Here is a 20,660-nt window from a genome sequence, read left to right as displayed (position 1 = left end):
CAATCAGAAAGGGTGACGACGTATGGAGATCAACATAAACGAGAATTTCCGCATCACAAATGACGGCGGTCACAACTTCATCATAGAAGAACGGAAGTTGATCAAGTCCACAAAAGCAGACATGGCAGATCGGTACGAATGGAAGGAAATCGGGTATTACGGACGTGCTGAAATAGCGTTGGATGCAATCGTTGATAAGGTGGAACTTCGCTCGGACCTTCAGGGAGAAGTGAAGGACTTGAAACTACAGCGCCAGCAACTCGCTGATGATGTAAGGAAAGCACTCAAAAAGATCGAGGAGAGCAAGAAAACATGGACGCCATTAGAGACGTCAACCCACACCTCGGACACAAAGATGATGTGATTCCTCAGTATCTTAGGATGGTACACCGCATCTGTAATCGACATAAGAAGCTTGCTGATACGTTAGGAGTCGAATATGAAGACATGTACAGTATCGGATGTATGGGGCTGGTCAAAGCGTTCGACAGGTACAATCCAACTGGCGAAAAGCCAGCCAAGTTTCTGAGCTATGCGATGGTTTATGTCGATGGATATATACGAAATCACATGCATGAAAGCGGGTTAATCAGGATTCCAAGAGACAAGTTCAAACTGGTCAATCGAATCAAAATGTATCACATGGAACATGAGAATCCGGAAACGATCGCTGAAATGTTAGGTTGCAGGGTAGCAACAGCTGTACGGGCCAAGCAAGCGTTGAGTAATGTCACCCTATCTCTAGAAACGCCATTGCGTACCAAGAGAGGAGAAAACCTCACCATAGCCGATGTGATTTCAGCCGAGGATGACCATTCATCAGTGGAAATGATCGAGTTCATGAACACACTAACGGCCCGAGAGAAAGAGATTGTTGGAAGGCTGCTCATGGGACAGAGCAAAGGGGCAATCTGCCAAGAAATAGGGAGAACGAGGCAAACACTGAGGATGTACACCCGACAGATCAGAGAAAAGTTTCTGGAACATATCGGGTGAAAAAACGAGGAGGGGTTCAGATGAAAACACACAAGAAGCCTCCAATCCGTAACAACGCAACTGTCATTCCGGTGAAGGTATCAGACTTTCAGAAAGCAGCTGAGGATGCAGTCGAACGTGCCATCTGGTTGATGGAAGAGGCGCTCAAGGAAGAATTTAAGTTTGGTAAAGCCCGTATAGAGCGATTACGAGCAAAAGTTGAGGAATTGGCAAGGCACAAGAACTTTGAAACATACGTGGATTACACAATCAAAGGAAAGCTACCTCCGTAAAGGTCACCGGGGATATGCACGGCCGTGGCTTCCAAACAACTCATGAACATGACGATACACCCTGACATGCATATCAGGAAAAACAAAAGCAACAGAGCCTTCATCAAGAGTCAATCTGTCAGATGGTTGCTCAATCACAAAAGGTATCTCGATAGCTTCTAGAGTTTCTTTCAAATAACTTACATCAGACCAAGGCACTGAATAGTAAAACGACTTTTCCATACGAAACACTCCTTTTTCTCATCATATCGCACTAGGGAGGGAATCGCATGAATTTCGTTGAGCCGATACGTGACCCAGGAAAGATTGAGGATATGAAACGACTACTTTTGCAGCAATCGGACCGGAACTACTTTTTGTTCGTGATGGGTATCAACACAGGACTGCGGATCTCGGATCTACTGCCTTTGAAAGTTCGAGACGTTAAAGGGAAAAGTCATCTACTTATCAACGAGAAGAAGACGAAAAAGCGTAAGAAGTTCAAGTTGAACGCGGATTTGCGGGAAGAAATAGCAAGGTACATCGTAGGGAAAGGACCAGATGAGTACCTATTCGCATCATCCAAACGCCCGCAGCCGATTACGCGAGTTAGGGCGTATCAAATTATCAATGGAACGGCTGCTAAGTTGGGACTAACTGAGATCGGTTGTCACAGTACGCGAAAAACTTTCGGATACTTCTTCTACAAACGTACAAGAGACATAGCAACCCTTCAGATGATCTTCAATCACAGCCATCCTCAGATCACTCTGCGCTATATCGGTATCAATCAAGATTTGATGGATGAAGCTGTAGACAACTTCAGCTTGTAGGAGACACAAGCTCAATTATGTTAAGCTTCGATGTTTATCTAGATTTTTGAAAAACGATAAGATTTCTTGACTTACTTCCTTATAGTGTTCAAACAACATAATATGCTTTGTCTCAGGTATGCTTACACATTTGCTTAGGGGGTGTGCATACTTCAATACTTCATGTATGAATTGGTTTTTTTCATCAAAGTTCCGGTGAATGGCTGCAGGGAGAAAAAGTATTGGACATGAGAGGTTTTTATATAAGCTCTCAAGTTTAAGATCGTACAAAGATCCCATGATTTGAATAAATGTTTGATTAGTGGTGTAGAGGGAAAAGTGCCCAGCTTTTTGTTCACGCATCGAGATTGCCCAACCATCGGTGACTGTCTTCTCAAGAACATGATTCCAGTGGGTTCTGCGTGCTTTCTCGTAATTAACGTAGTCTTCGATCGAAGAGAAAACTAAATCTGGTTCCCGGAGTTTCTCAAGAAAGGCTTCCTTTTTGTCAGCAAATTTACCGTTTGGCCCTGAATGATTTTGCATTGCTCCATCAGAATTAACGATGGATAAAACTCGGGAAGGAAATTTTGATGCTAAGTATGTACCAACGTAACAACCGAGGGAACTTCCTACAATATGGACGGCATCAAAATTAAGAGAATCTAGAACGCCTATTAAGTCAATCGCAAGGGTTGAAATTTCGTAATCAGTTTCAGGTTGATCAGATTCTCCGTGACCACGCAAATCGATGGCAATTGCAGTGTAATGATCCACAAAATAGGGTATTACCCCATTCCAAACAACAGCATTGCCACGAATAAAGTGGAGAAAGATTACTGGTGTACCTGAATCACTAAATTGGTGAACCATTATCTTAATGCCGTTGGTATGTACTCTAAATTTCTTCATGATTACCCCTCATGAAAAATTACGACATGATATTTATATTAACACAATGCTCAGAGAGATAAGAAAGGAGGCCGTCAGGTGCAACTGGATACGATCATTCAAGGGAATACGCTCGAAGTGATGCCAAAGCTGCCAGAGAAGTTCTTCCATTGCTGCGTGACCAGTCCACCCTATTGGGGGCTGCGGGATTACGGCTTGCCTCCGACAGAATGGCCAGAAGTTACTTACATGCCAATGCCCGGATTATCGCCAATAACAGTACCAGCTTGGACAGGGTGCCTGGGATTAGAGCCAACTCCTGATATGTTCGTCGCTCACATGGTTCTTGTCTTCAGGGAAGTGTGGCGGGTCTTGCGGGATGACGGAACACTCTGGATGAATTTCGGCGACTCGTATTTCGGTACTGGTGGAGATAGAAAGGACTCAACAAATGGGCCAAATAGTTGTGTTGGAGCTACAGCAGACGCTGCAATGCCTCGGGAAGGACGAGCTGCTCGACATAAATTGTTGGCCAAGAGCGGACTAAAACCAAAGGATCTCATTGGTATCCCTTGGAGAGTAGCATTTGCCCTTCAAGCAGATGGTTGGTATTTACGATCGGACATCATCTGGAGTAAGCCAAACCCGATGCCAGAGAGCGTAAGAGATCGCCCAACCAAGGCCCACGAATACATTTTTCTGCTCTCGAAGTCAGAGCGATACTACTACGACAAAGAGGCAATCAAGGAACCAGGCGTACAAGACGAGTGGGCAAACGGATTTCGAGGCGGTGCCTACACAGAAGGCAGCACGTTTGACAATCAGGCAGGAGGTAAGAGGAAAACTCGTGGAAACTTCAAGATTCCTGCAGGTTGGGATACAGAGCCGGGAGCTCACGGTACGATTCATAGACAGGGACGGGCGCGGGCAAACTCTTTTGCTCGAACTGTGAACGAATCACCGAAGCCAGGGGAAGTGCAGCAGCACCGTCCAGACCGAGAACCGATCGAATACAGCGGTATGCGGAACAAACGGAGTGTATGGACTGTGGCCACGCAGCCATTTCCAGAAGCGCATTTTGCTACTTTTCCTGAGAAAATTCCCTGGACGTCTATTATGGCAGGCAGCCCGCAGGGGGGAATCGTGTTTGATCCGTTCATGGGATCCGGAACATCGGGGCTGGTGGCACGCAAGCTTGGTCGGAAATATATCGGCATTGAACTAAATCCGGAATACATCAAGATCGCAGAGAGTCGTATCCAGAAAGAAACAGCTCAGATGAACATTTTCGAGTTTGGTACTTAACACGATGTGTAGGGAGGAAAGACGGTGGACAACCGAGTAGAAGAAGCGCTCTATGGCATGGTTGGAACTACGGATTGTCACAAAGTCGGAATCATGGGCGGGTGCGGCATTGACTGCTGGGTTTATCAAGACGGCAGATGCCCCGAACCAGATGAAATGGCACTGGAAACAGAAGAAGATAAGCAAAACCATGAACGGCTGTATTTATCAAAATAGTTATTCAGGAAAGGCGGTCCCGAATGGTAAAGTGCCACGCTTGCAATGGTAATGGTTCTTTTGATCAGCATGAAACGTGCTTATATTGCGAAGGCAGCGGAATACAAGAAATTGGGGAGGAAAGAACGATGGAAGATAAAGGTCTGATTGTGAAATACGATGTGCGTAAAGTGGACACTGGGGAGCTGGTAAACAACTGCTTTGTTCTCCGTCCAGATAAAGATGAGGCGGCATTCACTGCGTTGAAAGCTTACGCTGAAAAAACCACTAACGAAGAGCTGCGCAAAGACATAAATCAATGGCTCGATTCTATCCTGGCTGAGAAGACCAAAGAATTGAAAGCTTTTGCTATTGGACCAGATCGTTATGAGGTAGTGGTCGGATATGACCGGGAATCAGTGGTTGAGTGGTACAAGCAGCAAACCGGGATCAGCGAGGCTGATTTTGCCGAATATGATGTTGATGAGTATCCGATGGATAAGCCAGTTCAGATCGATGCCAGAAACGGTATGGGAAGGGAAATCATAACTTTGCGCGAGTACATTAGTGATGTGAAAGACTTTCCTTGCCTAGCCTGGTTTATGGACTGATTAACACAACGGTAATTGTAGAAAGTGGGGAACGGTTAATGGGGCGATTGCTCGAAAAGTGGGAATGCTTGAACGAAAAATGCGGACACTCGTTCTTGGTTGATAAGTCAGCGGCAAAACGCAAGAAACTATCTTGCCCGTACTGCAAGAACCCTGCCGAAGCTGTCGCCCACCAAAATCCGCACGCAGACTTAAAAACCCAACTGTATGGATGTCTAGGACCGAGTTAAATTGGGAGGGGATCGGATTGTTGGGCGGATTTGGTGGTAACTGGGACAAATGGACAACTTTCAAATTTGCGCTTGCGCTAATCTTTATAGCCCCATTTCAGGCGCTCTATGCGCTGGTAAAGAAACGGCTGTAGGACTTAACAAACCACACGATTTGTTAAACGGGGGTTGAGTATGAGAGATTATTTCAAATATCGATTCCAGTATGACTTGGAGTTAGTTGGAATGCTTTTGATTTTAGGAATGCCTTTATGGACGTTCCTGCTGGGGATTTGGGTTGGGGGCTTAATAAATGCTTAAACGGTTTTTATGCAAATGGTTTGGGCATAGGACATTCGACGGAAAAGGAACAATGCACGACTATTGTTTAAGGTGCAGAAAGTAACACAACAATCGATTTGATAAATAGGGGGTGCTGCAGGTGCGAAATACCATCATCCAGGGAGATTGTTTCGAGGTAATGCCAAGAATAGCAACTGGGTCCGTCGATCTAATCATCTGCGATCTCCCTTATGGAATCACCCAAAACGAATGGGATAAGCCTCTCGATCTTTCTAGGCTGTGGGCTGAATATGAACGGGTAATCAAGGAGAACGGGGCCGTTATCCTGACGGCAGCTCAGCCATTTACGAGCCAGCTGGTTATGAGCAATCCGAAAATGTTCCGGTACGAGATCATTTGGCAGAAGAATAAGTCAACGGGCTTCCTCAATGCCAAGAAGATGCCACTCCGAGCTCATGAAAGCATCCTAGTGTTTTACAAGAAGCTTCCGACATACAACCCACAGAAGACGACAGGGCATAAGCCAGTAAATAGCTTCAGAAAGCATTCCAGCGATGGAACAAACTACGGGCAAACAAAGACCGGAATAACTGGCGGTGGTCAGACTGATCGATATCCGACAACAGTGCTGCAGATACCCGTGGTGAACAACGACAGCCGGGAGAAGATTCACCCGACACAAAAGCCAGTAGAGCTGCTTGAGTATCTGATCAAAACGTTCTCTGATCCTGGAGACTTGGTTCTGGATAACTGCGCCGGCAGTGGTAGTACCGGAGAGGCTGCGAAGCGAACAGGCCGGGACTTTATCCTGATCGAGAAGGAAGCCGATTATGCGGAAGCCTGCAAGAGACGTATTGAAGCGGTTGACCTGCAGGGCGTGATTTAACAAAACATTACTTGTGAGAAGGGCAGGGAACGGAATGAATGCATATGGATTTGCGACAGCCACGAACATCGCGATATGTGCAGTAGTGATAGTATCGCTCTGGTTCACGGGGAGTTTATGGTCGTTCCTTCCCCTGATCCTTATTCAAATCAATAGGTCAAAGAATTCTTAGGGGAGGGGAACAGAATGAATCTTCAACCACTCTTTGAAAAGCAACAGCAGCTTGATCAATACATCATTAAGAAAAAAGGACTTGAAGGGCAAGACTTGTTGCCAAACAAGATTTTGGCATTGCAGGTGGAGCTCGGGGAGTTGGCAAACGAATGGCGCGGGTTTAAGCATTGGTCTGATAACCAGGAGCCAAAGCACGGATATGAGCCCCTTATTGACTGCGATAAGTGCGGAGGAAAAGGTTTCTGGTTCTCTGGTGAGCGCGTTCATTGTCAGAAGTGCAAACAGACCGGAAAGGTAACAAATCCTCTGCTTGAAGAGTACGTTGATTGCCTGCATTTCATCCTGTCGATTGGCAATGATTTAGGAATCGCTGAAGAGTGGGACACGAATATTGAATTTGATGGACCAGAGTTTACGGATATAACGAGTCAATTTGTCGTAGTGTTCAGTGGAATAGTTGCTGCTGGCTACGATATGCATGATTGGTTCGAGTTAACGGAAAGGTTCTTGGCATTAGGTGAATTACTTGGCTTCGCATGGGAACACATCGAACAAGCCTATAACGAAAAGTGGGATGAGAACAATCGGCGACAGGCTGCTGGATACTGAGGAGGGGAACGGGATGCAAGCAGGACGTGAGATAAAGTTTCGCGGTATGGACTTAGATGGGCAATGGCACTATGGCAATCTGGCTGTGTTGGTTGAAAACGTGAGGCATTTAAAGCAAGGGCACTATATTTCAAACAGCGTCGGTCTCCCATTCGCATACCAAGTTCGACCAGAAACAGTAGGGCAATTCATCGGACTCCCTGACAAGAACGTCAAGGAGATTTACGAGAGAGACATAGCAAAAAACAAACATGGTGCCATTGGTGTTATCAAATTCCACAAATCATGGGGAGGATTTTATTTTGACACTGTACTTGGTTTGAATGAGGAAAAAGAATTGGTAAGGATGAGCAGTGCGGTGGCAATGTGGAACGATTGGGGTACTTTGGAAGTCATCGGCAACATCTACGAGAATCCTGAACTGCTGGAGGTGGGCAAGTAATGGAGGCAGGACGTGAGTTGGACAAGCAAGTAGCAGTCGCGTATGTATAATCTTCGTGGTCTGGAAGAAGATCAAGATACATTTCTTGTTTCTTCGCTTCCTCTATCAACACACCCATGCCTTCCCATGTGGTGGAGAACTTGGGTATCTTCTCCCATACTTCGCCGTTAACATAGATGTCCATATGGTCGTCTACCTGCCACCCCAACATGTGAAGCTAAGTCGAGCTCGAATTATTTAGTCGATAGTGCAACAGAGAAAGAAGCTCCGTATACGGTTGCTCTGGCGTTTCTGAAAGCGAATGGGTTCATTTAACACAAGAGAAACTGTGGAAAGAAGGTGGAGGTATGTCCGAGTTGCAAGTAAAGATAGTTCAAGAGTTTCGCAAGTACTCTGCAATACAAGGAGTCAGCATTGATCACTTAACTGACGAACAGGTGCTGGGGATGGCAGAAAGATTCATCGGTAGGGTAAAGAACGCTTTTGAATCAATCAAAGCCCGCACATTCAAAATAGTTGAAGCCTTCAAGAAGTTCTCTACGATCGTACAGGCAGAGCGAAAACGAGAGCGACACCTATATTACCGCAAAAAGAAAAGTCAATCTAAGCGAAAAGTTTAACAAATTGTGATGAGGTGAGCGAAGTGGAAATATCGACTTATCCGGAAATGAACGATCGCATTAAAGACATCCTGACGCAATCTGGATTACCAGTAGACGCATATGCAGCTAAGAGAATTGAGGAACTTGAAACAGAAAGTAAACGGCTTCGTGAAGCTTTAGAGAAAGTCGACGTTCACATCCGTTCAACTAGCGATCCGGTTCCCCACATCATACAGACATTGAAAAATACGCTGCCTGAATACAAATGCTGGTGGAACATCGGGGAGTAATGAAATGGCTGAAGCGCTGGTTCCAGTGCCAGCATATGTGGTGGATAGATGCGGAAGAGAAGTTGTTTTGTGTGAAGTGCGGGAAATCGAGGAGGTAACCAGATGAAAACGTGCTACGTAAATGTAAAGGCTGATACAGTCAGAAACCTTGCACTACGGATCGAAGAAGACGAGAATGACTTGATCGTATTGCCGGTTGTTGCTCCAAAATCCGTTTCTGCACCAACTAAGAAAAAGCCAAATCATATGTTCGAGTTTGTAGCGATGGTACCGCCTGACATCCTCAAAGACGAGTATCAGAACCGAGCAATTACGGACTACGGTGCGTTCATTGTAATGCGGCTGCCAAAACACATGATCAAGCCAGAATATTTGCAAGGGCAGTGATTTAACACAATATTTCGGGAGTACAGAAAAGGAGGGCGGGTATGAACGGGACAAATCTATGTGAAGTGTGCAATGAACGGGAACATACTCGCCTCTGCGATTATGCGACGGGTACAGGGATTATCACGAGTGTAGATTTTAAAGAACTTACTGAAACGTGTGATAAGAAAATATGCAAAGCATGCGCTGTTCAGCTTTGGGCTGATTGCGACATATGCCCAGATCATGCTGAACAGGTAAAGAACAAACTGCTTCGGGAGTGAGGGTGGGAACAATGACACCTGCTGGAATCAAAGATGATGGACAACACAAAACATTTGAAACAGGAGCAAAACGAGATCGTGCGCCAGGAAAAGGCAGATATGATCTGCTCTCACCAATAGCGATCCGTCGAATCGCATTACGAAGTGAACTTGGTGAATTGAAATATGGCGATGGACGCAATTGGGAAAAAGGGATGCCGATCAGTGAGTTCATAGATAGCGCTTTGAGGCACATTTTTCAATACATGGCTGGCGATACTCAAGAAGATCATTTGGCGGCAGCAGCTTGGAACTTAAATTGTGCCATGCACCTTGAAGAAACAATGCCGCACATGCAGAACATCCCAGCCCGTATTACACAGCTTATTACTGAGCAACCGGAAGAAATTCCATCCGAGAAGATCCATTCATAAGAAAGAAGCCCTCTCGAATGGGAGCGAGCTCACATAAAGGAGGGAGAGCATGCAGCAAATGAGTTTCTTACCAGAGCTGGATAGAAAACTGACTCAGAAGGCCGTAGAGGATGCATTACGCAAATACAGGCTTTGCAAGTATCTGACCTTCAACGAACGGGAGGCATCGATTACAGCAAGTTACGAACTCCGAGAAGGCGGAAGAACAAATCAAACAAGTGACCAGACCGGATCAATCGCGGTCCATAACATAGATACTCAGAACGAGCGGCGGGCGTTTGTTGAACGGGTTGAACGAGTGGTCAGTAGACTGCCCCGTATGGAAAAACATCTTATAACCGAGCGGTACATGGGCAGCGATAGTGAGTACATCACTGATTATGCCATTTACAACAATCAATTCAATCCTCCAATCAGCGAGTTCACATACTACAAAATCAAGTGGAAAGCTTTTTATAAAATTGCTCTCGCGTTAGATATACAAGTGATCAAAATGACTGAAGGTGAATCAGGGAATAGGACAACTAAAGTGATGAATACAAATTTACCGAGGTGAAGAGAGGATGGGGAAAATGAGAAGAGAAGACTTGCCAGATGTTTTAGAAGCGGAGGACATTAAGAAATTCCTGAACATAGGTATTAACCAGACATATGATCTTTGCAACTCGGGTCAATTTCATGTGATTAGAATAGGACGACGAATCAGGGTATCGAAACAAGTATTTCTTAATTGGTTCGAAGGAAATCAAAGTGCAGAAGAAGCGATTTAAAAGGTGCTATTCTGCACCTTTTTTGTTTTGTTACGATTTGACAGCACAGCCCTAAGTTGGGCATATGAACTCAACATCTACAATGGACGCGACGTGCTGTGGATAGTGCTAATTTGATGTTAATTTTGATGTTAAAATGCCAGTTTACGTAGGTTTGGAACAGTTTGAAGCGGTGAATAAATAGACGAGACTACCTCGGAAAACCATTGATATCAACGGATGATAGTAGGATGTGGTTTGCGTAAGTGGTCAGCGGTTTTTTCGTATTTTTACTATTGAAGGGTAGCGACCAAACCAAGCCGTTGTTAACGAATCGCGAAAGAGAAGTGTTTGAACTCTTGGTCCAAGATAAGACAACCAAAGAGATTGCCGGACAACTCTTCATCAGCGAAAAGACTGTGCGCAATCACATTAGTAATGTCATGCAAAAATTAGGTGTCAAAGGTCGATCTCAGGCAGTAGTCGAACTCGTTCGACTTGGTGAACTAGAGATTTGAACCCAGTCCACCCAGCCTCCCTTTTCTTCCCTTGGTCGGAAGGGAGGGTTTTTTTATGTTCATTTGCGTTTAAATGCCCTTTTATTTACTTTTGTATAAATAGCAAACAAGTAAGAAGTAGAGAAGGCGATGGTCGAAGGGGATAGGATCTGAACGGAGCTTGAATCTCTTCGGCTGTTGGGATGTAATCGGTAATGACGGGCTGCCTCAAGTATATGGACTTTCTTAAAGAGCAATTTATCAAAAAGTGTATGAAGAGAATGGGGGAAAAGGTAGATGTAGCACTTAAAAGGGGCATTGTTAATCGCTATCGATTGTTATTAGAATGAGAGCGACATCTAGGCATTCTGCGAACGGACGATCATAAATTTCGTCATCGAAATATTCGATGAAAATGGTTTCTACATGTTTGGCCAACTCTTCAGGGGTGCTGTAGCTAGATTGAAGCAGTGTAATAATCTCATTTATTTCAAATCGGTAATGATCGTGTTCGGGATCTATACTAACTAACCCAATCGGGTCCCATCTATCAATAATGTTTTTTACTTTAGCATAAATCAATTGTTTCACCTCGAATTTGGTCAGTCCAAGTATATTACCATAAAAAAGCGGACGTTAACTGATTAGTTAGGGAGGGGAGGGTATGTTGGATTGCACAAAGATTAAGACGTTTACATCATATTCCTGCTGGTATGGGATCGACGGAACGAACACGATTTTCGAGGACTATCAGATCGTAGTAGAGACCATGCAGCAGTGGCAGCTCGATCAAATGCCTGAGTTCAATGGTTATTAACAAAACGGTAATTATGAAAATTAAAAAAACACTTCTCACCGAGAAGTGTAAGAAGAGACATTGATTCTTACTCTTTTACATCAATTTCCCAATCTTCTGAGCCTATAATATTTCCTTTTTCTACAGTAAATCGAAGGGTATATTTTCCTGATTCTTGGAAGAAAATTATCCCTTCATATCCATCCTCATAAGGTTGCATTACAATGCTCACATTTTGGTTATTGTCAAAGTAAGTTACTTTTACTAATGCATTCCGTAACGGCCTACCATTGTAAAACAAACCGCTCGCTACATCAATTGGAGTTTTGGATACAATTCCATTGGCAGAACCGGCTTGTAATTTCCAGTCAAATTCATTTCTTTGGGCTGGTAATGGGTCAAGAAAGAAACTTGCAGGAATTAAAAGTGCAAATAAGAGAGGCAGAACAACTAGTAAGTTTCCGGATTTAAAAAGTTTTTTGTTCAAAATGAATTACCTCCGATTCTAATACTGATCTTGCTTACATTTTAAGGACGAAGTTAATGGTAATTTGTTACAACTTATTTCAATTTTTTAAAAACCACACGATTTGTTAAATGGGGAGGTTCTGAATACTCTTGAACTTCCAAAGAGACCTTTCGCGAGTTTGTCCAGAAACAATGAAAACGGTGTGCCCTTTGAAAACTAAGACACACCGGATGCTGTTTGGCGAATAAAGATATACGGTTTCACTTATTACTGATTGGAATGATCTTATGTGTTTTGAAATCCCATTTGTATAAATCGGTATGAGGCAGAGGCGGCAGGGGGAGGGGAACAAAAAAGTCCTTCTATATTACTGAAGGACTCTGGTTTCATTTCTTATCGAACACTAAAATAGATTGTCTTTTCTACACCACCGTACTCAACAGTAAACCATCCAACATCCGATCCTGTAGAATGTGTCGCTTTAACCATGGCATATACAGTTCTAGGCTGTTTAATGTACTCGCATGCTGCTTCCTCAAGTATGTTAACTTCATTTGACACAACCTTAGATGTGCCGTCTGAAAAAAATGCAGTTACCCAAATCGGAGCATAGTCACCAGGATAGAAGTAACGAGGGATATCTTCTTCAATAACAAGCTTCGTGACAGTGACTGGAGCTGTAACATTTGATTGTACGGGATGAGGTGATACGGCACTCGCTGATGAAACAATGGCAAATAGCGAAAAAATTGATAAAGCTACAGATGCTAATCTTTTCATTTTCTATCATCTCCTAATATTTCGGTTTATTTAGAGGTTACCTTTATATGACAAAAAATACAATATTTTAAAACTCGAAATATTCTTTCCTTTCAAATGGAGAACAAGTATTAACCTATGAGAAATAGGAAAGTAGAAAGACGACCCTATTTTACAAAGGTCGTCTACTGAATTCCTTATATCTGGTGAATATGTATAAGCCCCGTTGGACTGGGGCCTTGAACCTAGCAATTGCAATTGCAAGGGAAAGGAAAGAGGTTTATAACGAAATTTAATGGAATGGTGATGATGGTGAAAGTCTCATTGCTACCAGTGTAGACCCGAACGCGGAAACCATTTGGTCCGACACTGAGCAGACAGCCTGTAAATGTATCAAATATTGTTCTTACTACAACAATTCTGTTGATTAATCGGACTGCTTTTCTACGATTCTTTCTTTGTACTTCTAAGGACACTTTTCTCGACGAAGTTGTAACACCTTTTTGTGGCGCCAATTCTGGCACCTCCTTTTAAACGATCGTTAATACTAAATTTGATGTTTTTGTGAGAGAGATTTGCGTATAATTCGCCTCCGTACGCCAGCCACTCTGATACGTTTGAATGGAATGACTACCACGCCAGTTCTCGACATATTAATCAGCTCGTTTCTCTCACATGGTATAGAGAATGCAAATGAGGGAAGCTTGGCAACTGATACGAACCTATGGTAAACGCAAATGTGCTAATTGATTCGCAAATTCATTTAATAAAGGCTTATCCAAATTAACGACAAAGTTTAAAGGGCAATTATGTAAAAAGGGCAGCTAATAAAGCCCCCCATAAACATTGAAAATTACTCGAAACTGCAAGCAACAATTACACTCATTAATGTCACTCCTTAATTGTGATTGCGGACAACCCCAAAATTAAGGTATGTCATATAACGAACTATATAATGGCTTAACTTAATTTCAAATTTTTGTAAAATATTGATCTATCAACCATTGGAATTCTTGCATATGGGAACTTAGCACACGATTTGATAAATGTAAGGGGGGATATGTCATGAAATACGGAATGAAAGTTGGCAAAATATGTGCTTATGAAGAAACAGAAGTATTTCATGAAGTGGAAAGACGCAAGAAACGTCAACACACCTCTTAACCAAATATAAGAGGTGTGTCTATTATCAAACTTTGTTAAAACGTAAATTTAGTTGTCTAGTAGGGAACCATCAGGAAATGCATTCTTTAGAGAGTCAGCAAGTACAATAATTTTACTCCAATCAAAATTGTACTTGTTAAAAACAGATGCGCTTGTGATGCCGCGCTTAACGACTCTTCCATTTTCTTCATCCAAAAGGTAGACAGTTGCACTATTTTGGAACTTTATCAGTTGAGCATTTTCACCAATGACTGGCCCATCTGGAATAATGCTTAGAGACGAATATTCCCGAATACCATCCCAATTATTAAATAATTTAAAATAAACCTCGGCACTAACAATGCCTCTTTTTTTACCATCCATGACCAAATATACAGTTGCACTGTTAGTTTCTTTCACCCGAAAACCATTCAATAGGTGTGGATCTATTGTCTTTGCTTGAATGGACTGATTTGATTTTGAAGAATGAGAGGTGGCAGTCGTCTTATTTGATTCAGCATACGATGGTGTAGCCAACATACTAGCTAAAAGTAATGTAGCAGATAGGCATGACAAAGTTCGCTTCATAAAAAACAACTCCTCAATTGTAATTTTTTTCCAATTCAATATGAATTTCTTGACTATCAATTGTTTTCCTTTTGATGTATGGAAGGATTTGTTACAAGAATGTGAATACTGAAATTTTGAGGAGTTTTTCAATACATGGCTGGCGGTAATCTCTAGTGACCCAGCCGCCATTTTCTTCCCTTGGCCGGAAGGGAGGGTTTTTTTATGTTCAATTGCGCTCAAAGACCCTTTTATTACCATTTATGTAAATGTATTAGCATATCGTGATATAAGTCGTAATAAGATGGATTTGTAACATAATCCATGAAGATCGAGAGGGATACTATGAAATTCAAGAAATGTGTTAGGAATGTACTAATGGTAGGTGCCCTGCTTGTCACTTCCGTATTGCCCATGGCGGCACAGGCGGCGCAAGCAGAGGAAAATCAAGCGGAGGCGACAGCGGTATCCAATTCCAAAATTATTGGCTACTATCCCTCATGGGGAGCTTATGGACGAAACTACAATGTAACGGATATCGATCCCAATAAAGTAACGCATATTAACTACGCATTTGCGGATATTTGCTGGAATGGCAGACACGGCAACCCAGATCCAACGGGGCCCAATCCACAAACATGGGCTTGCCAGGATGAAGTAGGCAATATTAACGCCCCGAATGGTACAGTTGTTCTCGGAGATCCATGGATTGATGTGCAAAAGTCCTTTCCAGGAGATACGTGGGATCAGCCGATCCGCGGAAATTTGAATCAATTGGCAAAATTAAAGCAAAAAAACCCTCAATTAAAGACATTAATATCGATCGGGGGCTGGACGTGGTCCAATCGCTTCTCTGATGTAGCAGCAGATCCGGCTGCACGCCAAGTATTTGCACAGTCCTCGGTAGATTTTATCCGGAAATATCAGATGGATGGGGTCGATCTCGATTGGGAGTACCCGGTTAGTGGAGGATTGCCTGGAAACAGCACACGTCCAGAAGATAAACAAAATTACACGCTATTGCTACAGGCTGTCAGAGACAAACTCGATGCGGCTGAGGTAACGGATGGCAAACAGTACTATTTGACGATTGCCTCTGGTGCCAGCCCTAGTTATGCCGCAAATACAGAGCTTGGAAACATTGCCCGGGTTGTGGATTGGATCAATATTATGACCTACGACTTCTATGGAGCCTTCCAAAAGCAGAGCGGACATAATGCGCCGTTGGCCTATGATCCGGCAGCAGGAGCAGCTGGTTTGCCAAATGCTCAAACCTATAATATCCAAACAGCTGTAGAGGGTCATCTCCGTGACGGTGTTCCTGCCAGCAAGCTCGTTCTCGGACTTCCGTTTTACGGAAGGGGCTGGTCGGGTTGCGCAACGGCTAACAATGGAGAATATCAAAATTGCACTGGGCCGTCAGTCGGAACATGGGAACCTGGCATGCTTGACTTCACGGATATCCAAAATAATTATGTGAACAAAAATGGCTTCACACGCCACTGGAATGACGCGGCAAAAGTGCCCTATCTCTTCAACCCAGCTTCGAAAACATATATTAGCTATGACGATGTGACTTCAATCGGACACAAAACTTCTTATATTACATCCAAAGGTTTGGCAGGCGCGATGTTCTGGGAATTTAGCGGAGACCGTAACAAAGCACTGCTAGATAAAGTGTATGGCGATCTTCTGGGCGGGCCAGCTCCAGTCGACACCGTACCGCCGACAGCACCAGCCACTCTCCAATCGACTGCAAAAACAGCTACAAGTGTTAGCCTGAGTTGGGGAGCTGCTACCGACAATGTAGGGGTTACTGGCTATGAGGTATACAATGGCATTCAGCTTGCAAAAACGGTAACCGGTACAACTACGACAATTAGCGGGCTTACTGCTGGAACCGCTTACCAATTCACTGTGAAGGCGAAAGATGCAGCAGGTAATTCCTCCGTAGCAAGCAATGAGGTAACGGTTACGACGGATACAATTCAGCCAGATAATCAACCTCCCAGCACACCAAGCAATCTGGTTATTACAGGGAAAACAGGAACGAGTATCAGTCTGAGCTGGGCTGCTTCTACGGACAATATCGCGGTGACGAATTACGAGGTTTACAACGGAACAGCATTAGCAGCGGATGTAACAAGTACGACTGCAACTGTCACAGGACTCACGCCTAACACTTCTTATACCTTCTCTGTGGTAGCGAAGGATGCAGCAGGTAATTCTTCACAGAAGAGCGTCGAGGTAGTAGGTGTAACAGATGCTGCAAATCCGGGAACCCCAGCTTGGGCACCAAATGTAAGCTACGTGCCTGGTGATCTGGTCAGCTATCAAGGCAAGGTATACAAATGTTTGCAACCACACACTTCACTCGTGGGATGGGAGCCACCAAATGTAGCAGCTCTCTGGCAAGTTCAACAACAAGCGGCAGTTGAAGGCGTCGAGGGTTATGTAGATGAGCCAATTGTGGAGGAAACAGACGGTACTGAAGGAACAGAAGGTACTGAACAAACAGAACAAACACCAGAAACAGAAGGAAATGTAGATACCCAATAAGTAGGGAAGGGGCTGTCCCTCCAGTCATGAAAATGACGGAAGAACAGCCCCTATTTGTTCGTTTGGAAATTAAGCAAAGGCTTTTAACAGTTGGAGGACTAATGGAATAAGATCTCCAATAAAAGTAAGAATCGCAATTGCAGTATTCATAGAAGCCCCTCCTTAAAATTCCAAATTCACTATTATTATATTAATGTTCATAATAGTAATCAAGAAATATTTTCCACTCATGTTGAATTAACTAAGTGGCTTATGTAAAAAAGCGATAGAATGCCTTGATAAAAATAGCGATTTGTAGTGCAACTAGACCAAAAATAATAACAGCCCAGTCTCTGTTCTTTTTCCATTCCAATACACCTTTCGAGGCACAGATAACGACAAGGCCTACCAATGATAATAGCTGAAAGAAAGCGACACTTGTCAGTAGTGCTAAAATTCCAATGACAATAACAACAGTTGCAGTCGCTTTAAACCAAAAGGGCTGCTCACTCATACTAACGCCCCATTTCCCTTTTTTGTAAATTTTAACATACATAAGAAATAAGCCAAGCCATAAGGCTCTCTTCTATTCAATGACTGGCGTGTCAGAAGCCAAAATAGACGCATTGACGGGTGATTTCTATAAGTACGGGTCCACAGAATAAGAACCTAAGCCAGAAGAACCTCCTTTGCCAGCAGGTTAAGGGAGGTTCTTTTTCAATCAGAAAAAGTTGATCGAAATATAAGAAAAAACGAAATTGACACAAAATACAAATTTCAGTATGATCACTTTATAAAGTCATTGGAAAAATAAAGGATGAACGAATACGATGCGCAGAACTGGAGATCTGAAACTAATCCAAGAGCTCAATCGCTTTATTATACTCGACACCATTCGCCAGTTTGGGCCCATCTCGCGAAGTGATATCGCCAAAAAGCAGGGCATCAGTCCAACTACAGTCACCTCGGCAGTCAATGAGCTGATCCGTGACGGAATGGTTGCAGAAGATGGAACAGGTGAGTCAAAGGGTGGCCGTAAGCCGATTATGGTTCGCTTCTGTCCAGACGGGAAGTTTTTGATTGGCGTCTCTATTACGAATACAGCGATTACGATTGCCGAAATGAATTTGGAAGCGGCTACAAAGCAAAAGAAAATCTATCCGGTAAAAGCTGGTCTAGTGAGTGACCTGATCATCCAGTATGTGCTGGATTCGATCGAGGACTTTCTCCAGTCGGTGGATGATGTCAGCCGTTGTCTTGGCATTTCCATCATCGCACCAGGGATTGTCGATGCAGCGAGTGGGGTCATCCGATTCAACTCCAAGCTGCGCTTGCATGATGTTACGTTAAAGGACATGGCAGAAGAGCGTTTTGGGCTAAAAACTTGGCTCGACAATGATGCCAATGCAATCGCCCTGGCAGAAAAAAACTTCGGTGGTGGACTGAATGCTAATAATCTCCTGTTTGTCACCGTAGGAGAAGGGGTTGGTTCGGGTCTCGTTGTAAACGGTTCCATCTTCCGTGGAAGTCGTGGTGGAGCAGGTGAATTCGGACATACGACAGTCGATCGAAGCGGGATGCGCTGTGACTGCGGCAACGTTGGCTGTTTGGAAAACTACGTGGCGTGGCCAGCCATTTACTCAGGTATACTGTCCGCCGTTACACGCGGAAAAGAAACGCTCGTCATGGATTTGGCAGACGGAGATATGACAAAAATCACATTTGATGTTTTTCGCCAAGCACTGCATCAGGGGGATCAAGTATGCCAAGACATCGTCGACGAAATCGCTTCGTACATGTCGATCGGTATTGTGAATCTGGTGAATTTGTTCAACCCGAGTCTGATCATACTGGGTGGAGAAATGATTCGGGACAATCAAGTGTTGTTTGAGCGCATCCAAAAACAAGTAATGGCTCAAGCAATGGGGACGATGGTCGAAGGGCTGGAATTCCGTCCAACGGTACTGGGGGCTGATTTCGAGGTCAAGGCTGCTGCTGCTGTTTTGTTACAAGATGTTTTTCACTTCAGCTTGTAACATCTTTTTTGCAAACTTTATTTGGTCATTGGAAAAAGAAAGTCAACCCATCAAAAATCGTTGAAAGGGGGCGAGTCGAAAAGGGAGCGTGTCGTGCTTGGCAATATTTTGGGGGTAAAAGAGGAGAACGTAAATCGAGGAGGGATTTCTGATGAAGAAGTTGGTTTCGATTGCAATGGCTGCTCTCTTGGTAGCAGTGGCAGGATGTTCGGGCGGCGGACAGAGCTCCGCACCAGCTGGAACGACTGGCAGTGCTGCTTCAGGTGAAAAGGTAACGCTCACATATGCGCTGTGGGACAAAAACCAATTGCCTGCGATGGAGGAAATGGCGAAAAAGTTTAACGAAAAGAACCCGAACGTGGACATCAAAATAGAGCTAACGCCTAACAAGCAATACTGGACAAAGATGGAGGCAGCCGCAACGGGTGGCACCTTGCCGGACATTTTTTGGATTAATGGTCCACGTATCATAAAATACGCAGCGAATGACATGCTCTTGCCGCTTACAGATCAAATGAAGGCAGATGGCATCGATCTGAACAATTATCCGAAAGCTCTCGTTGATCTTTACACCTACGATGGACAAAACTACGCGCTACCGAAAGATTTCGACACCATTGGCCTTTGGTACAACAAGAAGCTGTTTGACGACGCAAAAGTACCGTATCCAGACGAAACTTGGGATTGGAACAAGCTGAAGGAAGTAGCAAAGCAACTGACTGATGAGAAAAAAGGCGTTTGGGGAATTGCAGCACCTCCTTATGGACAGGACGGCTTCTATAACACGATCTATCAAAACGGTGGCTACATCATTTCGGAAGACAAGAAAACGTCCGGCTATGACAAACCGGAAACGATCGATGGCCTCAAGTTTTGGACAGACCTGATCAACGAAAAAGCATCGCCAACAGCAGCGCAATTGTCGGAAACAGAGGCAACACAGCTGTTTGAATCAGGCAAGATCGCGATGATGTACAACGGATCATGGATGGCATCCGCTTTTAATAAGAATGAGTATACAAAGGACAAAGTGGACGTGACGTATCTTCCAAAAGGGAAAGAGAACACAAGCGTCATTCACGGCCTGGGCAACGTGATTTCGGCTAATACCAAACATCCGAAGGAAGCATGGGAATTCGTGAAATTCTTGGGTTCGAAAGAAGGGGCAGAAATCCTGGCAAAATCGGGTGCTGCGATTCCGGCATTTAACGGAACACAGGATACATGGATACAATCCATGCCGAACTTTAATCTGAAAATTTTTATTGATCAGGCAGCTGTAGCGAAACCGTATCCGATCTCGAAGGACACGGCAAAATGGGCCAAGCTGGAAACAGAACTCATGACCAAGGCTTGGGCTGGACAAATGAGCGTAGAGGATGCATCCAAAGAGCTCGCGCAAAAAATGAACGAAATGCTTAGCCAAGAATAAAAGGTCCATGATGGATGGCTTCGTATCATGGACGA

General features: G+C 43.9%; 29 protein-coding genes. 22 read left to right on the top strand and 7 right to left on the bottom strand.

The features are described from left to right. Positions 1–22: 22 nt before the first annotated feature. The 3 genes from POF51_RS22235 to POF51_RS22225 are packed head-to-tail and all read left to right on the top strand — an operon-like array spanning position 23 to position 1,268. A complete protein-coding gene (locus POF51_RS22235) occupies positions 23–364 on the top strand; it encodes a hypothetical protein (protein WP_271756096.1) in 342 nt (113 codons plus the stop codon). After that, positions 313–996, top strand: a complete 684-nt coding sequence (locus POF51_RS22230) for a sigma-70 family RNA polymerase sigma factor (protein WP_271756095.1) — start codon at positions 313–315, stop codon at positions 994–996. Before POF51_RS22235 ends, POF51_RS22230 begins: the two co-directional genes overlap by 52 nt. A 20-nt stretch (positions 997–1,016) precedes the next feature. Beyond that, positions 1,017–1,268, top strand: a complete 252-nt coding sequence (locus POF51_RS22225; RefSeq protein WP_271756094.1) for a hypothetical protein — start codon at positions 1,017–1,019, stop codon at positions 1,266–1,268. A 3-nt stretch (positions 1,269–1,271) separates the two neighbouring features. Here the strand turns inward: POF51_RS22225 and POF51_RS22220 are convergent, their stop codons facing one another. Beyond that, the gene (locus tag POF51_RS22220) at positions 1,272–1,490 is read right to left on the bottom strand and encodes a hypothetical protein (RefSeq protein ID WP_271756093.1); all 219 of its coding nucleotides are present in this window, start codon (positions 1,488–1,490) and stop codon (positions 1,272–1,274) included. A gap of 47 nt (positions 1,491–1,537) precedes the next feature. Here POF51_RS22220 and POF51_RS22215 point away from each other — a divergent pair, with 47 nt between their 5' ends. Further along, positions 1,538–2,080: a tyrosine-type recombinase/integrase gene (locus POF51_RS22215; RefSeq protein ID WP_271756092.1), complete on the top strand. Its 543-nt coding sequence runs from the start codon at positions 1,538–1,540 to the stop codon at positions 2,078–2,080. Positions 2,081–2,095: 15 nt separating this feature from the next. Here the strand turns inward: POF51_RS22215 and POF51_RS22210 are convergent, their stop codons facing one another. Further along, a complete protein-coding gene (locus tag POF51_RS22210) occupies positions 2,096–2,971 on the bottom strand; it encodes an alpha/beta fold hydrolase (protein WP_271756091.1) in 876 nt (291 codons plus the stop codon). Positions 2,972–3,049: 78 nt separating this feature from the next. On the opposite strand from POF51_RS22210, the gene POF51_RS22205 reads away from it, so the two are divergent. From POF51_RS22205 to POF51_RS22140, 14 genes are all read left to right on the top strand, one after another. Then, positions 3,050–4,255, top strand: coding sequence for a site-specific DNA-methyltransferase (locus POF51_RS22205; protein WP_271756090.1), 1,206 nt, complete (start codon positions 3,050–3,052; stop codon positions 4,253–4,255). Positions 4,256–4,279: 24 nt separating this feature from the next. Beyond that, positions 4,280–4,471 (top strand): hypothetical protein, encoded by a 192-nt coding sequence (locus POF51_RS22200; RefSeq protein ID WP_271756089.1) that lies wholly within the window; start codon positions 4,280–4,282, stop codon positions 4,469–4,471. A 128-nt stretch (positions 4,472–4,599) separates the two neighbouring features. Further along, positions 4,600–5,061 (top strand): hypothetical protein, encoded by a 462-nt coding sequence (locus tag POF51_RS22195; protein ID WP_271756088.1) that lies wholly within the window; start codon positions 4,600–4,602, stop codon positions 5,059–5,061. 651 nt (positions 5,062–5,712) lie between these two features. Then, positions 5,713–6,459, top strand: coding sequence for a DNA-methyltransferase (locus POF51_RS22190; RefSeq protein ID WP_271756087.1), 747 nt, complete (start codon positions 5,713–5,715; stop codon positions 6,457–6,459). 186 nt (positions 6,460–6,645) lie between these two features. Further along, positions 6,646–7,242, top strand: coding sequence for a dUTP diphosphatase (locus tag POF51_RS22185; RefSeq protein WP_271756086.1), 597 nt, complete (start codon positions 6,646–6,648; stop codon positions 7,240–7,242). A gap of 13 nt (positions 7,243–7,255) precedes the next feature. Beyond that, positions 7,256–7,684, top strand: coding sequence for a YopX family protein (locus POF51_RS22180; protein WP_271756085.1), 429 nt, complete (start codon positions 7,256–7,258; stop codon positions 7,682–7,684). Positions 7,685–8,031: 347 nt separating this feature from the next. Beyond that, positions 8,032–8,304, top strand: a complete 273-nt coding sequence (locus POF51_RS22175) for a hypothetical protein (RefSeq protein WP_271756084.1) — start codon at positions 8,032–8,034, stop codon at positions 8,302–8,304. A 23-nt stretch (positions 8,305–8,327) separates the two neighbouring features. Next, the gene (locus POF51_RS22170) at positions 8,328–8,576 is read left to right on the top strand and encodes a hypothetical protein (RefSeq protein WP_271756083.1); all 249 of its coding nucleotides are present in this window, start codon (positions 8,328–8,330) and stop codon (positions 8,574–8,576) included. Between the two features lie 102 nt (positions 8,577–8,678). After that, the gene (locus POF51_RS22165) at positions 8,679–8,963 is read left to right on the top strand and encodes a hypothetical protein (RefSeq protein WP_271756082.1); all 285 of its coding nucleotides are present in this window, start codon (positions 8,679–8,681) and stop codon (positions 8,961–8,963) included. Positions 8,964–9,004: 41 nt separating this feature from the next. After that, positions 9,005–9,226 (top strand): hypothetical protein, encoded by a 222-nt coding sequence (locus tag POF51_RS22160; protein WP_271756081.1) that lies wholly within the window; start codon positions 9,005–9,007, stop codon positions 9,224–9,226. Positions 9,227–9,237: 11 nt separating this feature from the next. Further along, positions 9,238–9,639: a dATP/dGTP diphosphohydrolase domain-containing protein gene (locus tag POF51_RS22155; protein WP_271756080.1), complete on the top strand. Its 402-nt coding sequence runs from the start codon at positions 9,238–9,240 to the stop codon at positions 9,637–9,639. Between the two features lie 49 nt (positions 9,640–9,688). Continuing rightward, the gene (locus POF51_RS22150; protein WP_271756079.1) at positions 9,689–10,195 is read left to right on the top strand and encodes an ArpU family phage packaging/lysis transcriptional regulator; all 507 of its coding nucleotides are present in this window, start codon (positions 9,689–9,691) and stop codon (positions 10,193–10,195) included. A gap of 7 nt (positions 10,196–10,202) precedes the next feature. Then, complete coding sequence (locus tag POF51_RS22145; RefSeq protein WP_271756078.1) at positions 10,203–10,409, top strand: helix-turn-helix domain-containing protein; 207 nt, start codon at positions 10,203–10,205, stop codon at positions 10,407–10,409. 275 nt (positions 10,410–10,684) lie between these two features. Further along, a complete protein-coding gene (locus POF51_RS22140; RefSeq protein WP_003387736.1) occupies positions 10,685–10,906 on the top strand; it encodes a helix-turn-helix domain-containing protein in 222 nt (73 codons plus the stop codon). 300 nt (positions 10,907–11,206) lie between these two features. Here the strand turns inward: POF51_RS22140 and POF51_RS32200 are convergent, their stop codons facing one another. Then, positions 11,207–11,476: a DUF1871 family protein gene (locus POF51_RS32200; protein ID WP_442869608.1), complete on the bottom strand. Its 270-nt coding sequence runs from the start codon at positions 11,474–11,476 to the stop codon at positions 11,207–11,209. A gap of 73 nt (positions 11,477–11,549) precedes the next feature. Here POF51_RS32200 and POF51_RS22135 point away from each other — a divergent pair, with 73 nt between their 5' ends. Then, positions 11,550–11,702 (top strand): hypothetical protein, encoded by a 153-nt coding sequence (locus POF51_RS22135; protein WP_170831573.1) that lies wholly within the window; start codon positions 11,550–11,552, stop codon positions 11,700–11,702. 67 nt (positions 11,703–11,769) lie between these two features. On the opposite strand, the gene POF51_RS22130 is transcribed toward POF51_RS22135, so the two are convergent. The 3 genes from POF51_RS22130 to POF51_RS22120 all read right to left on the bottom strand — a co-directional run bounded on the left by POF51_RS22130 (position 11,770) and on the right by POF51_RS22120 (position 14,862). Next, positions 11,770–12,168, bottom strand: a complete 399-nt coding sequence (locus POF51_RS22130) for a hypothetical protein (RefSeq protein WP_069845525.1) — start codon at positions 12,166–12,168, stop codon at positions 11,770–11,772. Positions 12,169–12,543: 375 nt separating this feature from the next. Then, positions 12,544–12,930 carry a hypothetical protein gene (locus POF51_RS22125; RefSeq protein WP_106833048.1) on the bottom strand — a complete coding sequence of 129 codons (387 nt, stop codon included), beginning with the start codon at positions 12,928–12,930 and terminating at the stop codon, positions 12,544–12,546. A gap of 1,191 nt (positions 12,931–14,121) precedes the next feature. After that, complete coding sequence (locus tag POF51_RS22120; RefSeq protein WP_271756077.1) at positions 14,122–14,862, bottom strand: hypothetical protein; 741 nt, start codon at positions 14,860–14,862, stop codon at positions 14,122–14,124. 81 nt (positions 14,863–14,943) lie between these two features. On the opposite strand from POF51_RS22120, the gene POF51_RS22115 reads away from it, so the two are divergent. After that, entirely contained in the window at positions 14,944–17,178 is a 2,235-nt protein-coding gene (locus POF51_RS22115) for a glycosyl hydrolase family 18 protein (protein ID WP_271756076.1), read from the top strand. Between the two features lie 250 nt (positions 17,179–17,428). On the opposite strand, the gene POF51_RS22110 is transcribed toward POF51_RS22115, so the two are convergent. Beyond that, positions 17,429–17,671 carry a hypothetical protein gene (locus tag POF51_RS22110; protein ID WP_069846559.1) on the bottom strand — a complete coding sequence of 81 codons (243 nt, stop codon included), beginning with the start codon at positions 17,669–17,671 and terminating at the stop codon, positions 17,429–17,431. 316 nt (positions 17,672–17,987) lie between these two features. Here POF51_RS22110 and POF51_RS22105 point away from each other — a divergent pair, with 316 nt between their 5' ends. Next, on the top strand, positions 17,988–19,193 hold the full coding sequence (locus tag POF51_RS22105; RefSeq protein ID WP_069845521.1) for an ROK family transcriptional regulator: 1,206 nt from the start codon (positions 17,988–17,990) through the stop codon (positions 19,191–19,193). A 151-nt stretch (positions 19,194–19,344) separates the two neighbouring features. After that, the gene (locus POF51_RS22100) at positions 19,345–20,625 is read left to right on the top strand and encodes an ABC transporter substrate-binding protein (protein WP_017251121.1); all 1,281 of its coding nucleotides are present in this window, start codon (positions 19,345–19,347) and stop codon (positions 20,623–20,625) included. Positions 20,626–20,660: the final 35 nt, after the last annotated feature.

This window comes from Brevibacillus sp. AG, assembly GCF_028369215.1.
Lineage (GTDB): Bacteria > Bacillota > Bacilli > Brevibacillales > Brevibacillaceae > Brevibacillus > Brevibacillus porteri.
Note: the sequence above shows the minus strand (reverse complement) of the source record. Positions and strands in the feature narration are given on the sequence as shown.

What these genes read in the sequence shown, in the direction of transcription:
- POF51_RS22235 (WP_271756096.1), top strand. Translation starts at nt 23, where the DNA reads ATGGAGATCAACATAAACGAGAATTTCCGCATCACAAATGACGGCGGT.
- POF51_RS22230 (WP_271756095.1), top strand. Translation starts at nt 313, where the DNA reads ATGGACGCCATTAGAGACGTCAACCCACACCTCGGACACAAAGATGAT.
- POF51_RS22225 (WP_271756094.1), top strand. Translation starts at nt 1,017, where the DNA reads ATGAAAACACACAAGAAGCCTCCAATCCGTAACAACGCAACTGTCATT.
- POF51_RS22220 (WP_271756093.1), bottom strand. Translation starts at nt 1,490, where the DNA reads ATGGAAAAGTCGTTTTACTATTCAGTGCCTTGGTCTGATGTAAGTTAT.
- POF51_RS22215 (WP_271756092.1), top strand. Translation starts at nt 1,538, where the DNA reads ATGAATTTCGTTGAGCCGATACGTGACCCAGGAAAGATTGAGGATATG.
- POF51_RS22210 (WP_271756091.1), bottom strand. Translation starts at nt 2,971, where the DNA reads ATGAAGAAATTTAGAGTACATACCAACGGCATTAAGATAATGGTTCAC.
- POF51_RS22195 (WP_271756088.1), top strand. Translation starts at nt 4,600, where the DNA reads ATGGAAGATAAAGGTCTGATTGTGAAATACGATGTGCGTAAAGTGGAC.
- POF51_RS22185 (WP_271756086.1), top strand. Translation starts at nt 6,646, where the DNA reads ATGAATCTTCAACCACTCTTTGAAAAGCAACAGCAGCTTGATCAATAC.
- POF51_RS22180 (WP_271756085.1), top strand. Translation starts at nt 7,256, where the DNA reads ATGCAAGCAGGACGTGAGATAAAGTTTCGCGGTATGGACTTAGATGGG.
- POF51_RS22175 (WP_271756084.1), top strand. Translation starts at nt 8,032, where the DNA reads ATGTCCGAGTTGCAAGTAAAGATAGTTCAAGAGTTTCGCAAGTACTCT.
- POF51_RS22165 (WP_271756082.1), top strand. Translation starts at nt 8,679, where the DNA reads ATGAAAACGTGCTACGTAAATGTAAAGGCTGATACAGTCAGAAACCTT.
- POF51_RS22160 (WP_271756081.1), top strand. Translation starts at nt 9,005, where the DNA reads ATGAACGGGACAAATCTATGTGAAGTGTGCAATGAACGGGAACATACT.
- POF51_RS22155 (WP_271756080.1), top strand. Translation starts at nt 9,238, where the DNA reads ATGACACCTGCTGGAATCAAAGATGATGGACAACACAAAACATTTGAA.
- POF51_RS22150 (WP_271756079.1), top strand. Translation starts at nt 9,689, where the DNA reads ATGCAGCAAATGAGTTTCTTACCAGAGCTGGATAGAAAACTGACTCAG.
- POF51_RS22145 (WP_271756078.1), top strand. Translation starts at nt 10,203, where the DNA reads ATGGGGAAAATGAGAAGAGAAGACTTGCCAGATGTTTTAGAAGCGGAG.
- POF51_RS22135 (WP_170831573.1), top strand. Translation starts at nt 11,550, where the DNA reads ATGTTGGATTGCACAAAGATTAAGACGTTTACATCATATTCCTGCTGG.
- POF51_RS22125 (WP_106833048.1), bottom strand. Translation starts at nt 12,930, where the DNA reads ATGAAAAGATTAGCATCTGTAGCTTTATCAATTTTTTCGCTATTTGCC.
- POF51_RS22115 (WP_271756076.1), top strand. Translation starts at nt 14,944, where the DNA reads ATGAAGATCGAGAGGGATACTATGAAATTCAAGAAATGTGTTAGGAAT.
- POF51_RS22110 (WP_069846559.1), bottom strand. Translation starts at nt 17,671, where the DNA reads ATGAGTGAGCAGCCCTTTTGGTTTAAAGCGACTGCAACTGTTGTTATT.
- POF51_RS22105 (WP_069845521.1), top strand. Translation starts at nt 17,988, where the DNA reads ATGCGCAGAACTGGAGATCTGAAACTAATCCAAGAGCTCAATCGCTTT.
- POF51_RS22100 (WP_017251121.1), top strand. Translation starts at nt 19,345, where the DNA reads ATGAAGAAGTTGGTTTCGATTGCAATGGCTGCTCTCTTGGTAGCAGTG.